Origin of the sequence: Collinsella sp. AF16-8 (assembly GCF_003462695.1) — a bacterium.
In the GTDB taxonomy this organism is placed as follows: Bacteria; Actinomycetota; Coriobacteriia; order Coriobacteriales; family Coriobacteriaceae; genus Collinsella.
This window is the reverse complement of the sequence record NZ_QRXX01000004.1, coordinates 173,340-188,137: the sequence shown is the minus strand read 5'-3', so window position 1 is coordinate 188,137 and position 14,798 is coordinate 173,340. Positions and strand designations below refer to the sequence as shown.

The following is a 14,798-nucleotide window of genomic DNA, read 5'->3' as shown; positions in this document are numbered from 1 at the left end:
GCCATGCCCGCGAGCATGCGCTCGACGTAGGGGCTCGCGTCGAAGAGCTCGTCGCAGCATGGCTGCTTGCACTGAAGGTGCGCGAAGCTTCCCTGATAGTTGCAGATCCTCTCGGTGGGAAACGTCTTCTCGACTTGGGTGTCCACATTGGTGCTCAGGATGAAGTAGTCCTTATGGCCGATGAGGGACCGTAGGTCGAGATAGGGCTGCGAGGTCGGCTCGCGCAGCATGAAGTCGATGTATCGCGCATAGTATGCCCATCGCTGCTCGAGGCTGGGGTAGAGGTGGTAGAAGCCGTCGAAAAGGCTCTTGAAGCCAAAGGCTTGCTGCCAGTCCGTCATTCCGGCGCGCGCCATGCCTGCGCGGTTGTAATGGTTGAACCCGGCGGCGCTTGACATGCCCGAGCCGATGCCGACGATGATGGCGTCGGCATCGTCGATAAGGCTTCGAAGCCTATACGCTTCCCTCTCTAGAGACGGCATTGGGCAATCTCCTCGAAAGCCGGGGCCATATCGCCGTCAACGAGAATCGTCTCGCACGATGCATCGGGCGCCATAGCCTGGCTGTAGTTGAACACGATGTAGGTGGCGTGCTCGCAGACGTTCGCGATCTGGGCGAGCATGTGCTTTATGATGCCGTTGCGCAGTCCCACGCCAAGTTCGAGGATGGCGACCCTGCCGTTGCGATGGGCTTGCACAAGGCGCTCGAGCTCCTCGAGCTGGGCCGTGGCGAGGGCGTCTGGATGGGCGAGACGCCGCTCGTCGATCGACGTGCGTATGCCCCCCTCCGTCTCGAGCACGCGGTTCTCGTCGAACCCGGCGCGCGCGAAGTGCCCGTCGATGTTGCATGTGACCACGAAGGTGTCGGCGTGCTCCGTAAGACGCCGCAGCCCGTTCATGAGCGAGCCGGGCTCATATTCGAGATACTCCTTTTGATGGAACCGCTCGGCCCATCGGCGTCGCACGCTGGCATCCGGGGAAGCGAGCCCCTGCAGTATGCAGCCGATGCCGTCTGCCTGGGCGAGGTCCCCGTACGCCTCTTGGAAATGAGCATCGGCGCAGAAAAGGTTGAGCCCCTCCGCCATGTCGAGTCCGTTGCTAGCGCCGATGATGACAAGATCCGCTTCGGCTAGCGCCCTGCCTATGCGAACTGCTTTCGCCGTCTCCATGCGCTACCTCCCCAGCGTCTTGCGCACGTCGGCAAGCACGTCGGCGATGTCGGCGCGAACGGCGAGCCCCCGATCCTCGATCGCGCGGGGGAGAAACTGCGTCTTGTTGTTTACGGCGATGTAGCTGGCCTGCGGTAACTGCGCCGTGAGGGCCCAGAACGGCTCCTGGATAAACGCGGGCGTCATGCGGCCCACACCCAGCTCGAGGAAGAGGATCCTCTGCCGTGCGTGCGCGTCGAGCCATTCGGACACCTTGCGGTACTGCTCCTCGTAGAGTTCGCCCTGCAGGAAGTTGCCGTAGCCGCGAACCCAGGGGAACGCCTCTGCCCCGCAGTGCGGGCAGCGCGGCACGAGCTCTGTCGGAACCTCAAGGCCGTCTCCCATGGCCTCTACCATGTTGGAGACCGGCTCGACCGCATCCCACACCGCGTCGGTGCAACAGCGGGAGCACTGAAAGAAGCGGTGGTCGCCTTGGATCTCTGCCACTTTCTCCCAGGGATAGAGCTTCACAAACTGCGTGTCCTGGTTGGTGGTGAGCACGAAGAAATCCTTCTCGGCGAGAATGGCGTCGAGGTCCCTGTAGGGCTTGCGCAGCGGGGCGTTGAGCGTGGTGTCGAGGAAGGTGGCGAGGTATCCCCAGCGCGCCTCGGCGGTGGGCCAGCGGTAGAACGACCCCTCGAAAGCGCCCTTGAAACCGTAGCGCTCGGCGAATTTGCCGAAATGCTTGCGATAGGTCGCGTTGTCCTCGTAGTAGAAGTCGCCGCCGCCCGCCGCGGAGAGCCCGGAGGCCCCGCCCACCAGCACGCAATCGGCTTCTTCGATCATACGGGCGAAGTCCTCGATTTGCTGGTCGTAGGGCTCGGGCTCGCGGTCACTCAGCTCATAGGGCGTGCTGCCGCTGCGGTAGGCGGCATGAAGGGAAAACGATCGGTTGGTGAGCTCGATAACGAGCTGCTCGTACAGGGTCACTGGATACCTTCTTTCAGCTATTATAAACAGGTGTCTATAAAAAGTATCCATGTCGATTTGCTTAAGAGCAATGAACAGCTTCGGCCTGCTGTCGATAAACGAGCGTTTGCCGGGCATTGTCGAGCGTTGCAATTGGAGGGGTAATGGAAGCGGGGAAGATCGATCGTCGCCGACGCTATACACTCTCGGTCATACGGGAGGCGTTCTTCGCGCTGCTGGCCGAGGTCGGCTTCGCGAAGATGACGGTAGCGGATATTTGCCGCCGCGCCGATATCAACCGTGGCACGTTCTATCTGCACTACGAGGACAAGTTCGCCCTGCTCGACGCGCTTATCGACGAGGCCTTGGCGGCGGTGCCGCCGCTCGAGGGAACGGAGGCGGGTGCCCTCTGCCAGCGTCCGCCGGCAAACGATGACTATTATCTGCTCTACTCGGATGACGACGCGTACGCCCGGGTGGCACAGCGCGTCGTCGAGCGCGGCGCCGAGCAGATGGTTCCCTCGATCATGGAGGAGACTGGGCTTTCGCGCGAGGACGCCTATCTGCTCTTCGTCCACAACGTCCAGGGAAATCTCGCGGTCAACCGCCTGCTCGGTTGGAGGCGAGGGCCCGAGTTTGTTCACGCTCAGGAGCTGCTCAGCGCCTATTCCGAAGGGGGCATGCGGGCGGTATCGGCTCGTCACGATCCTCGTAGCTCGTCTTGACCGCATGTCATTTCAGGTAGGTGGCGTTGCTATGGGCCCTCTTTGATTTTCGACGTTGTATAAGGCAATCGCAATCGTCTTGAGCTTCTTTAGGGAACTTGAACAAGAGATATGGCCTGCTGGCGATTGATTAACACCATTCGTTTTGGTTACAAGAAAGCATGCTGCGCGCCTGCAGCATGAGGGAGAGGGAATCCTATGAATATCGTTGTATTGAGCGGCAGCCCGCGTAAGGGCGCTAATACCGATACCATGGTCGAGGCGTTTGCCGAGACCGCGCGTGAGGGCGGCCATACGGTCGAGGTCATCCGCGTTGCCAGCAAGAAGATCGCCGGCTGCTTGGGATGCCAGTACTGCTTCGCCCATGAGGGCGTCTGCGTGCAGAAGGATGACATGGCCAACGTGATTGAGTCGCTGAAAGACACCGACATGGTTGTCTTCGCTTCGCCTATCTACTGGTTTGATATCACTGCGCAGGAAAAGACCGCCATCGACCGCCTGTACGCCTTCGGTGCCACGGGATTCCCGTTCACCAAGACGGCCCTTTTACTCGATAGCCACAGCGAGGGTGTCTATGATGCGGCGATCGCTATGTACAAGTCAACCTGCGCGTACTGCAAGTGGGAGGACCAGGGCATTGTCACCATCAGCGGTATGACCGAGCGCGACAGCATGGCATCCTCGCCCAAGTTGAAAGAGGTGCGAGAGCTCGCTCGCAAGCTTGCCTAAGGACAAGAAGAACGCATGGCAATCAGCGTTGGTGGAAATGCTTGCTGTCCTTACCGAGAGATAGGGGCGAATTCCCTCAAGTGCCGTATAGAACAATTTTTAAACGCAGAAAAATAACTGAAAACAAATTAATCCGCGTTAAAATATTGTCAAATAGAAGTTCATGAGGGAAGGTTACGTATGCGTCGCAAGGCAGACGAGCTCCTTAGGGAATGGCGAGACAGAGCTGATAGAAAACCTTTGCTGGTCAAAGGCGTGCGCCAGTGTGGCAAGACCTATTTGCTCAGAACGTACGCCCAGGATCTTTTCGAATCGGTTGTCTACGTTAATCTTGAGAACGACCGGTCGGCGCGAGCGGATTTTTCGGGCGGTCTTGACCCTCATTCGATCGTACGTGCGATCGAGGCTCGTACGGGACAGCGTATCGTGCCTGGCAAAACCTTACTGTTCATTGACGAGATCCAGGCATGCGAGGAAGCGCTCACTTCCCTTAAATACTTTTGCGAAGATGCTCCCGAGTATTACGTTGCGGCTGCCGGGTCGCTTCTTGGGGTTGCCATTAACCATCAGTCGTATTCGTTCCCCGTCGGAAAGACCGACTTGATTGAGATGGCTCCACTCGATTTCGAGGAGTTTCTCTGGGCGATGGGGCACGATCAGCTGGTCGACGAGATACGCTCATCATTCGAGATAATGGGTCCTCTTGCGCCAAGCCTTCATGAAAAGGCGCTTGGGCTCTATCGACAGTATCTTGTTGTTGGCGGAATGCCCGAGGCGGTCCAAACGTACATCGATGATCAGTCAATCATTGATGTGGCCGAAAAGCATCGGATTATTCTCGACGGATATTCCGCCGACACCAATAAATATGCTGATGAACGCTTGAGTGCAAAGACGCGTGCGTGCTTCGATTCCATTCCACAGCAGCTTGCCAAAGAGAATCGTAAATTTCAATACAAGGTAGTGCGAGCGGGGGGCAATGCGTCTCTCTTTGGAGATGCTCTCGATTGGCTTGTATTGTCGGGTACGGTGGCGCGCTGCAGCCTAGTCGGGCAGATCGAAAGCCCCTTAGAGGCCTTCGTTAACCCTTCTGCTTTTAAAATCTATCAGGCGGATACAGGGCTGCTGGTCTCCAAGGCCGGTGCTCAACGCGCCGATATTCTTGCCGGTATCGGCGGCACATTCATGGGTGCACTTACCGAAAACTACGTTGCCCAACAGCTTTCAGCCATGGGTTATCCACTGCATTATTGGGCGCGAGATAATCGTGCGGAAATCGACTTTGTAGTAGAGAAGCAGGGATGCTTGTCTGCGATTGAGGTCAAGGCGGGGGAGAACACAAGATCTCGAAGTCTGTCCTCACTTAAAAAGACCCATCCGGGCGTGCGCCTTATCAGGCTATCGACTAAGCCCTTTGGAATGAATGATGGGCTTATGTCTGTTCCGCTTTATGCGGCATTTTGTCTATAGGGATGATGCTGGTGTAATGCATGGGGCCCGGGGCGCAGCGTTTACTGCGCTCCGGGCCCCGCTGCTTTGTAAAACCATGACGGTTTAGTCGCCGTTGTTTTAGTCAAACAAACTCGGCATGTCATTTTCCTTCATGAGGGCGCCGGCGGAGGGCAGGCTCTGCGCGGTGAACTTCTCGGCCGAGACGCCGGCGCCAAGGATTTCCTCGGTCGTGCCGACGGTGGTGACCGAGCGGCCCTTCTTGGCCGTAAAGGCCTGGACGCCCTGCGTGTTGGTGGTCGTCTTGGTCTTGAGCAGCGACGTGTTGAAGTTCATCAGGCGGTAGTCGCTCGAGACCAGCGCGAGGTCGCGGTCCTCCTTGAGCACCTGCGCATACAGCAGCTTGCTGCCGCCGTAGATGGCGTTCTTAAGGCGCTTGCGGTTGGTCTTGGTAGCGTATCCAGAAAGCGCGACACGCACCACGCGGCCGTTCTCAAAGACGAACAGCACGTCGGCCTTGTAGTCCTCGGGGTCGATGACCCAGATGACGCTCTCGTCGGGTTCCATCTCAAGATCGGTCGGAAGGTACGAGCCCAGCTGGGCCGACTTGGTGTCCTCAAACGCCGCGACCTTGCACTTGTACACCTGGCTCTTGTTGGTAAAGACCAGCAGCTCGTGGGTGTTGGAGGACGGGAACTCGATAAAGGGTTTGTCGCCGTCCTTGTACTTGAGCGTGGTCGCCTTCTTGAGCACGCGGTCCGTCATCTTCTTTAGGTAGCCATCGCGCGAGAGCATGATGGTGACCGGGTACTCCTCGACCTCGGGCTCCAAGCTTACCTCGATAACCTCATGGGGCTCGATCCTGCCCGTGCGGCGCGGCATCACGTACTTCTTGTTGACCGCTGCTAGCTCGTCGCTGATGACCTTCTTGACGTTCTCCTCGCTGGAGAGGATCTCCTCAAGCTCGGCAATCTCGCCCTCGAGCTTGGCGATGTCCTTGGTGCGGTTGAGGATGTACTCCTCGTTGATGTTGCGGAGCTTAAGCTCGGCGACAAACTCGGCCTGGGTCTCGTCGATGTCGAAACCCTTCATAAGGTTGGGTACAACCTCTGCCTCGAGCTTAGTGCCGCGGATGATGGCGATGGCCTTGTCGATGTCGAGCAGAATTGCCTCAAGGCCGTGCAGCAGGTGCAGGCGCTCGGACTTTTTGCCCAGGTCAAAGTTAATGCGGCGACGCGTGGACGCAATACGCCACTTGACCCACTCGTGCAGAATCTGGCGCACGCCCATAACACGGGGATAGCCGTCGACGAGCACGTTGAAGTTGCACGAGAACGAATCCTGCAGCGTGGTCGAGCGATAGAGCTTGGCCATGAGCTTGTCGGGGTCGACGCCGCGCTTAAGGTCGATGGCGATGCGCAGACCCGAAAGGTCGGTCTCGTCGCGGATGTCGGCGATCTCCTTGACCTTGCCCTCCTTGGAGAGCTTGACGATGCGTTCGATGATGACATCGGTCTTGGTGGTGTAGGGGATCTCGTACACCTCGATGATGCGCTCTTCGGGAATCCAGCGCCAGCGGGAGCGAATCTGGAAGCTGCCAAGACCGGTCTCGATGATCTTCTCCATCTCCTCGCGGCGGTAGATAATCTCGCCGCCGGTCGAGAAATCGGGCATGGGCATGTACTCGAGCAGGTCGCAGTCGGGGTCCTTCAGGTAGTGCATCGTGGCGGTGCAGACCTCGTTGAGGTTGAAGCCGCAGATATCGGACGCCATAGCGACGCCGATGCCCTTGTTGGCCGAGACGAGGATGTTGGGGAACGTGGTGGGCAGCAGACGCGGCTCCTTCATGGCACCGTCGTAGCTGTCAACGAAGTCGACCGGGTCCTTGTCGATGTCTTTGAAGATCTCGGCGCTGATGGGGGAGAGCTTGGCCTCGGTATAACGCGAGGCGGCGTAGCTCAGGTCGCCCGAATAGTACTTGCCAAAGTTGCCCTTCGACTCCACGAAAGGAGCAAGCAGCGCCTCGTTGCCCGTGGCCAGGCGCACCATCGTCTCGTAGATGGCGGCGTCGCCGTGTGGGTTGAGCTTCATGGTCTGGCCCACGATGTTGGCGCTCTTTTGGCGCTCGCCCTTGAGCAGGCCCATCTTGTACATAGTGTAGAGCAGCTTGCGGTGCGAGGGCTTAAAGCCGTCGATCTCGGGGAATGCACGCGAGACGTTGACGCTCATAGCGTAGGGCATGTAGTTGACCTCGAGCGTCTGCGTAATCGGCTGGTCGGTGACCTCGGAGTGCAGGCCGATGACGTTCTCGGCGTTGACCTGCTTTTTCTTGGGCTGGTTCTTCGTCTTCTTCTTTGCCACGATTTCCTCTTGAACTTCTTATGGGCCGTCGTTATCGATTTGCTGCTACTGCAGGTCCAGCTGGTCCAGGTATTCCTTGCCGTGCTCGGAGATGTGACGCTTGCGGCCCGTCTCGTCGTTGCCCAGCAACAGGTTGAACATGGTCTCCATCTTGGTGACGTCCTCGGGTTCTACCTTGATCAGGCGGCGCGTCTCGGGGTTCATGGTGGTGAGCCACATCATGTCCGGATCGTTCTCACCAAGACCCTTGGAGCGGTTGATCGAGCACTTCTGGTCGCCAATCTCCTTGAGGATGCCGTTCTTCTCGAGCTCGGTGTAGGCAAAGTAGGTCTTCTCTTTGCAGTTGATCTCGTAGAGCGGCGACTCGGCGATATACACGTAGCCCTCGTCGATAAGCGTGGGCACCAGGCGATAGAGCATGGTGAGCACAAGCGTGCGGATGTGATAACCGTCGACGTCGGCGTCCGTACAGATGATGACCTTGTTCCAGTTGAGGTTGTCCAGGTCAAAGGCGCCAAGGTTCTTGATGCGCTTGTCCTTGATCTCCACACCGCAGCCCAGCACGCGCATGAGGTCCATGATGATGTCGGACTTAAAGATGCGCGGGTAGTCCTCTTTCAGACAGTTGAGGATCTTGCCTCGGACGGGCATAACACCCTGGAACTCGGCATCGCGCGAGGTGCGGATGGCGCCTGCTGCCGAGTCGCCCTCTACGATGTAGATCTCGCGACGGCTCTTGTCCTTGGAGCGGCAGTCGATGAACTTCTGCACGCGGTTGGCCATGTCGGTCTTCTGCTGCAGATTGGTCTTGATGCTCTGGCGCGTCTTCTCGGCGTTCTCGCGCGAGCGCTTGTTGATGAGCACCTGCTCCATGATCTTGTTGGCGGCGTCTTTGTTCTCGATCAGATAGGTCGAGAGGCGCTCCTTAAAGAATGCCGTCATCGCCTGCTGGATAAAGCGGTTATTGATGGCCTTCTTAGTCTGGTTTTCGTAGGACGTCTGGGTGGAGAAGCAGTTGGTCACCAGCACCAGACAGTCCTGGACGTCCTGCCACTTAATGCCGCTCTCGTTTTTGTTGTACTTGCCCTGTTGCTTGATGTAGGCATCGATGGCGCTGGTCAGAGCACTACGGGCGGCCTTTTCGGGCGAACCGCCGTTCTCGAGCCATGACGAGTTGTGGTAGTACTCCTGCATCATGAAGGTGCGCGAGAAGCACATGCACGCGGTGATCTTGACGTTGTAATCGGGCAGGTCCTCGCGGTCGCGACCGCGACGGTCAGCCTCGATAAAGAAGGGCTCGGTAAGGTAGTCGGTACCGACCTTCTCGAGCACGTAGTCCTCGATGCCCTTGGGATAGCAAAAATCCTCTTCGGAAAACTCGCCATCGTCGCCCTCAATGCGCAGGCGGAAGGTCACGTTGGCGTTGACCACGGCCTGGCGGCGCATGGTCTCGCGATACCAGTCGTGGGGAATGCTGATCGAGGTAAAGACCTCAAGATCGGGGCGCCACTTGATGGTGGTGCCGGTGCGGTCCTCGTCGCTGGGCTCGATCTCAAGCGCTTTCTTTTTGGCGCCAACGACCTTGCCTTTCTTAAAGTGCAGGGAGTACTTGTTGCCGTCGCGCCAAACCGTGACGTCCATGTACTCGGATGCGTACTGGGTCGCGCACGAGCCCAGGCCGTTGGTACCGAGCGAGAAGTCGTAGTCGCCGCCCTGGTTGTTGTTGTATTTGCCACCTGCGTAGAGCTCGCAAAAGACGAGCTCCCAGTTAAAGCGCTTCTCGGAGGGGTTCCAGTCGAGCGGGCAGCCGCGGCCGTTGTCCTCTACCTGAATGGAACCATCGCGAAAGGCGGTAAGGGTGATGAGCTTGCCGTAGCCCTGGCGCGCCTCGTCAACGGCGTTGGACAGGATCTCGAAGGCGGCATGCGCGCAGCCGTCGAGTCCGTCCGAGCCAAAGATAACGGCGGGGCGCAGGCGTACGCGCTCCTCGTCCTTGAGCTGACGAATACTGTCGTTACCATAGTTTGCGGTGTTTTTTGCCATGCTCGCTCTCTCGATGCTCCTTTGCTGCGTTGTAGTCATATAGATAGTCAAGGTAGCATAGCCCAGGCCTCGGACGATTCCAACTAACACGAATTCCATCGAACGCGCGTTCGGAGTCGGTGACCTTTAGCTTCTGCGGTCATTCCCTGCGCGGCGTGGTGCTCGTGTTAAAACCGTGGCTTATCGGCTGGTAGAATTGCCGCATCAAGACTGCATGTTGTTTGAGGGGGCGCAATGACTGAGAAAGAGAAGATGGAGCGCGGGGAGTGGCATGATGCCAACTTTGACGAGGAGCTCCTGGCGCAACGCGCAAAGGCGGAGGCGCTCTGCTATGACTTTAATATGGCAAAACCCGGAAGCGACGCGCAGCTTGACGCTTTGAAATCCTTGCTCGATACCGATCTTCCGCAAGGGCTGACGGTCCTTTCGCCTGCCTACTTTGACTACGGGAGCAAGACGAGCTTTGGTGAGGGCTGCTTTGTAAACCATGGCTGCTACTTTATGGACGGCGGCTCTATCACCTTTGGTGGCAACGTGTTTATCGGGCCGTTTTGCGGCTTCTACACCGCTTCGCACCCCCTAAAGGCAAAGGACCGCAACTTGGGTCTCGAGAAGGCTCTGCCTATTGTTGTAGGCGATAACTGCTGGTTTGGCGCGAACGTATCCGTGTTGCAGGGGGTTACCATCGGCAGCGGTTGCGTAATTGCCGCGGGCAGCGTCGTGACGGAAGACCTTCCGGACAACGTGGTGGCGGCAGGCGTCCCCGCAGTCGTAAAGAAGGCCATCGAGCAATAACGAAGCCCTTAAACGATAGTGCCCCACTGTCCTCGGTGGAATGCGGGGCGAGGAAGCCGAGCTCGACTCCGCTGGCGACATCTAATGCGCAATGGGCTGGCTCTGGGCATCCAGAACCAGCCCATTTTGATGTTCGATGAGCCGAGTCGGCGCCTCTCACAAAAGTAACTAGGAGCTAGCGAGGCTTATCCGAATTGACCTCATTGGCGGTGTCGGTTTCGAGCGCCGTGCGGCGGGCACTGTAGGCGACGAGGCCGGCGCCTGCCGCGGCGAGTGCTGCAGCGGCTGCCGTAAGGGGAGCGTTGACATCGCCCGTGCCCGCAAGCGCACCCGCTTTTCCGGAGCGCTTGTTATTGCCGTGGTCCTTGCCACTGCCGGAGCTGCTTCCGCCGGAGCCGCCGCCCTCGTCAGCACCGCCGCCACTCGAACCACCATCGCCGTCTGCTGTCATCGGGGCGTCGTGAAGTCCTGTCGTATCCGCGCTGTCGCATACACCGACCTGAGCTTCTGAGCGTTCGCATGCCGCGTCGGGCACATGAAGCTCGTGCAGTACGGCGCCCAGCGCCGAGTTTGCGCCCGGTCGAATTTCCTCGAGCGTTATGGGATCGAGCGCCACCAGATTACGTGCCTTCGCATACAGCGTTACGCGTTTGCCAACTTCGTCGCTCCAACTCTCGGGGATGGCGAAGCTCATGCGGAACTGTGCCGTGCAGCCCGGTGCCAGCACGGCGTTGCCGTTGTCGGCTACCAGCGGGTGCGTCGCAAAACGTGCGCCCAGCGTCTCGAGTGCGTACTTCGCGTGTGCCATGTCGTTGGCCGAAGCGTCCTCGGCAAGCTCCGGATCGTAGATCGATGCCATACGTGCGTTCACTCCGAATCCGATGGATGCGCTGGAGAACGGCTGGCTGGAGCCCTCTCGGTACAGATCGATCGTGCCGGCGGTCAGCAAGGTGTTGCCGTCGTTTCGCACCGTGACCATGAAGGATTCACCTGCTGCTCCGGGCACCACCGCGCCCGAGGTAGCGACCGCCCCCGTCGGAGTGGCACACGCCACCAAGGGCACTTCGATGCCGTGCAGCTCTGCCTCGCTCTGCTCCGCGCTCACAACGTGCGTGGCGAGCGCGGAGAGCATACCTCCCGACGTCAAAAATGTCGTTATCTGATCGACGGGATGGTCCAGCTCGCACATCACGAACGGCTCCGTGAACAGATCACCTGCCAAGGTGCTGGCGAAGATGCGGAAGTGCTTGCCCATCACTGCTACCGGGTTGCCTTCTTCGTCGTAGGTTTGTCCCACCTTGCCATCGGTGTTCTCTACATAGAGCGCGCACCTGCCGTTGTTGCTTACGCTAAACGATGCCGGGCCACAGCCTGCGGCACCCACGGGCTGCGTTGCAAATGCCGATGCGCCTCGCGTCCAAGTAATATGCTGCAGCTGCTCGTTGACGGTGGCCAAAAAGCCCGAATGTTGTGGCCACGGCACCGCATGGGGCACCGTGGCGTCTGGTGGCATAACGCCCCAGCCCGCAATGGACTGGCCGATCACGGCGTACGATGCGCAGCCGCAACCGTCTGCGGTCTCGTACGCAACGGGCACCACCATTTTGCCGTTGATATTCTCGGGCTCGCTCAGCTCGATACTCGACGGTGCCTGCGGAAAGCGAAGAACTTGGCGGAACGTCAGGCTGTCGCCCAAATCATCCGACCACAGGGTAAAGCATTCCAGCGCAACCTCGGCCTCGCTGCCGAGCGCCTTCTCTGCGGTGGTTCCGCGGCGGTGGAGGTAGGCACCCGACAGGCGTCCGTCGACCAGCGTCTTGCCTACCGTGATGCGCGGGCACTGCAGGCAATGGTAGCCATCCTCTTGCAGGCGGCCGCGCGAGATGCTGCGCCATGACGTATGCGACACCACATGAACTCCGTCGTTGCTTATGCGCAGGCGCACAACGGACAGTATGCCGGCTGTGCTTGCCGTATCGAACCGGGTTGCGTCGCCTTCGGGGCGCTCGCCCGAGACCAGCAACACGTAGGCGTCCTGGTTTTCTCTTCCGTTCGTATATTCCACCACGTCGAAGTCGTAATCGTATATGCCGTCGCGCTCCACGTCGTTCTCGCCAAACCCAAGGGGAAAGTCCACGGGCGTGGGAGCGGACCACGTGCCGTTTGCCTTTGTGTGCACCACCAGGCGCGAGCGGCCATTGTCGCCGTAGCGCACCGAGGCGATACGGAACAGGCATTCTGCGCCGGCAATCATCGTTAGCTTCATGTGGGCTTCGCTGAGCACGCCGGAAAACAGCACGTTGTCGCTCGAGGGTTTTATGCCGCCACGCTCGTCCTCCGACACGCCGGCAGAATTGGTGTTGGGGTCCGCAACGGCGTTCGTTGACTGACCGATGTAGGTGTACTCATACATCGGTGCGGCATTTTCGTCGTTCTCCATCAGCGCGTGGACGAAATGTTCGACCTGTCCCGTGTCGTCGCTCTCCGCGTTCGCCTCGAGCTCAATGCGCGTGACCGCTTGATCCCAATCGCGCACAACGGGCGCGGCGTTTACGGCAGTGGCCTTAACCTCGGCGCGTGCGAGCAGCTCGGCGTTGGTGACGATGGTGGCCGATGCGATAAATTGCGGCACGCCGCACGCCTCGATGTTGCCGGGCGTGCCGAAGCGGGCATCCAGCGTGTAAGGCGTATCTCCACCCAATGCCAGCTCAGAGCGTTGGAGCACATACTGGTCGCCATTGTTCACCGACATATTCCACGAATCGATGAGTGTGGGCCACGACCCCGACCAAGCCTTGGTGGTCCACTTGAACATTACGAACTGGAGTATCACGTCGACATCGACGTCTGCACCTACGCGCAGCCGCGGAAGCTGGTGTCCATCTGCCTTCTCGTACCCAATGAACAGCGTGAGGGATGCGGCGCCGCGCACGGCAGACGAAGCGACGCCTGCAACGCCGGCGCCAAAGGTGACGGCAAGTCCGATCTGGATGGTGAACGAGCCCGACGTGTTGGAATAGTCGAGCGAAATGTTTTTAAAAAACGCCGCGCCGCTGCCGTGCGTGTGGGCACCCACGGCGAGCGCCAGCTTCGCCAGCACCCAGGGGTTGACGTTTAGGAAAAATGGCACCGGTCCTAGGGTAAACTGCTCGGTCCAATTGAGGTCGGTTCTTACCTGGAAGAGGGCCTTAATATTGCCGTATGCGGGGTCGTTGTTGTTACCCCAGGTTTTGCCCACCCAATCGTAGGCGAGCGAGCCGTACAGCTGTGTGGCGATATCCATCGTGAACAGCGGCGTGCAATGGTGGCGAAGGAGCTTGGTGTTTCTTGGATCGGTGCCCGAACCGGCACTCATACTCTTGTACTGATTCCACTTCCCCTCCATCTCGTCGAGATAGCGGTTTGCCTGCTTGGTGCCCGACTCGCGTGGCGATTTCTTCCAGTATTCCGGATCAGGGTTGCCCGAATCGTTCATATAGCTGGCTGGTTTGTATCCTCCGCCAAACAGCACGTATCCAGCAAACGAGAAATCGAAGAGGATCGGAAATGTGGGCATCCAACACGTGAACTTATTGCCGCCGATGCCGGGAAACGCCGCGGGGAAATCAAACGGAGTGACCTCTTGGTCCATGGTAGTGGGGACGATAGTGGTCGAGCCCGATTCTGCCTTTGCGGCCGGCGCAGTGACAACGGCCATGGGGGAGGAGAGCGTGTAGGTTTTGCCCTGATAGTCGAGAACAAAGCGCAGCTTGCACCCTTCCTCCAGAAGGCCCGATGCCGCGTCGAGAAACTTGTCTTCGAGTGTGAACGTCGCCAGATTATCCGCGCCTGATGCGCTGGCCTTGATCTGGCCAATCTGCGTGACGGTTTCGGTTGAGCTGCCCGCAGCGGGCATCACTTTATTGATATGCAATGTTGCCTGCCCGCCCTGCGGCAGATGAGTCTGCACGGTAAAGGCGTGCGTATCGGGCTGCTCGTTTGCCGTGTCGTCCTTCGGCAATGCCATGAACGTGGCTTCAGCGTACTGGATGTCCCATTCGTCGAATGTGAGCTGTCGAAAGTACGGCTCGCCATCGGAGAGCGGACGTGTGGGTGCGGTAATGGCGGTGCCGCCCTGGATACGCGCAAGGGGAATCTCGACATCACGGTAGCCCGCCATGCTAATGGAGATGCCGCCGTTAAAGTCGTACGCGTCGAGAAGCGTTGCCTCGTCCACGTAGCCTTCCGAAAGAGGGGCGACCTCAAAGATGGCCGTGCCTTCTTCATCGGTCGTGGCGGCGAGCTGCTTGCCTGCGACGTAGCGCGACGTGAGCGTGACCTGCGCTCCCTTGATGGGCATATTCTTGTTGGCGACGTCGACCACGACCACACCAAACATGGTGCGCGAGAGAACGAGCACCCTGAAGGGATCTTTTTCGTCGGCATAGGCTTCGGTGGGCGCGAACGGCAGCAGGAAGGCATTTTCGCTTCCCGGCACGCGAGGCAACATGATGCTCGCTAGCGAGGACGCTCCGGCAACAAGTAACGAACGGCGATCAAGCATCTTGGGCTCCCATCCCGCAAATATCGGTGGAAATAAT

The 14,798-nt window shown here is 59.0% G+C and carries 9 protein-coding genes and 1 pseudogene; 4 read left to right on the top strand and 6 right to left on the bottom strand.

The window, feature by feature from the left end:
- The 3 genes and pseudogenes from DWW73_RS05375 to DWW73_RS05365 all read right to left on the bottom strand — a co-directional run.
- Positions 1 to 482: pseudogene (locus DWW73_RS05375) on the bottom strand (hypothetical protein); the annotation flags it as partial.
- Positions 470 to 1,168 carry a hypothetical protein gene (locus tag DWW73_RS05370; RefSeq protein WP_055252414.1) on the bottom strand — a complete coding sequence of 233 codons (699 nt, stop codon included), beginning with the start codon at positions 1,166 to 1,168 and terminating at the stop codon, positions 470 to 472. The gene DWW73_RS05370 and the pseudogene DWW73_RS05375, both read right to left, overlap by 13 nt.
- A gap of 3 nt (positions 1,169 to 1,171) precedes the next feature.
- Positions 1,172 to 2,188 carry a hypothetical protein gene (locus DWW73_RS05365; protein ID WP_055252415.1) on the bottom strand — a complete coding sequence of 339 codons (1,017 nt, stop codon included), beginning with the start codon at positions 2,186 to 2,188 and terminating at the stop codon, positions 1,172 to 1,174.
- A gap of 92 nt (positions 2,189 to 2,280) precedes the next feature.
- Between DWW73_RS05365 and DWW73_RS05360 the strand changes: the two genes are divergently transcribed.
- The 3 genes from DWW73_RS05360 to DWW73_RS05350 all read left to right on the top strand — a co-directional run bounded on the left by DWW73_RS05360 (position 2,281) and on the right by DWW73_RS05350 (position 5,040).
- A complete protein-coding gene (locus DWW73_RS05360) occupies positions 2,281 to 2,841 on the top strand; it encodes a TetR/AcrR family transcriptional regulator (protein WP_117778966.1) in 561 nt (186 codons plus the stop codon).
- A gap of 198 nt (positions 2,842 to 3,039) precedes the next feature.
- Positions 3,040 to 3,570, top strand: a complete 531-nt coding sequence (locus tag DWW73_RS05355) for a flavodoxin family protein (RefSeq protein WP_055252412.1) — start codon at positions 3,040 to 3,042, stop codon at positions 3,568 to 3,570.
- A gap of 180 nt (positions 3,571 to 3,750) precedes the next feature.
- Entirely contained in the window at positions 3,751 to 5,040 is a 1,290-nt protein-coding gene (locus tag DWW73_RS05350; RefSeq protein WP_055252411.1) for an ATP-binding protein, read from the top strand.
- A gap of 99 nt (positions 5,041 to 5,139) precedes the next feature.
- Here DWW73_RS05350 and DWW73_RS05345 read toward each other — a convergent pair whose 3' ends face one another.
- On the bottom strand, positions 5,140 to 7,380 hold the full coding sequence (locus DWW73_RS05345; RefSeq protein ID WP_117563595.1) for a DNA gyrase subunit A: 2,241 nt from the start codon (positions 7,378 to 7,380) through the stop codon (positions 5,140 to 5,142).
- 45 nt (positions 7,381 to 7,425) lie between these two features.
- Complete coding sequence (locus tag DWW73_RS05340; protein ID WP_055252409.1) at positions 7,426 to 9,423, bottom strand: type IIA DNA topoisomerase subunit B; 1,998 nt, start codon at positions 9,421 to 9,423, stop codon at positions 7,426 to 7,428.
- A 234-nt stretch (positions 9,424 to 9,657) separates the two neighbouring features.
- Between DWW73_RS05340 and DWW73_RS05335 the strand changes: the two genes are divergently transcribed.
- Entirely contained in the window at positions 9,658 to 10,218 is a 561-nt protein-coding gene (locus DWW73_RS05335; protein WP_117563594.1) for a sugar O-acetyltransferase, read from the top strand.
- A gap of 175 nt (positions 10,219 to 10,393) precedes the next feature.
- Here the strand turns inward: DWW73_RS05335 and DWW73_RS05330 are convergent, their stop codons facing one another.
- Complete coding sequence (locus tag DWW73_RS05330; protein ID WP_117563593.1) at positions 10,394 to 14,761, bottom strand: hypothetical protein; 4,368 nt, start codon at positions 14,759 to 14,761, stop codon at positions 10,394 to 10,396.
- Positions 14,762 to 14,798 lie beyond the last annotated feature (37 nt).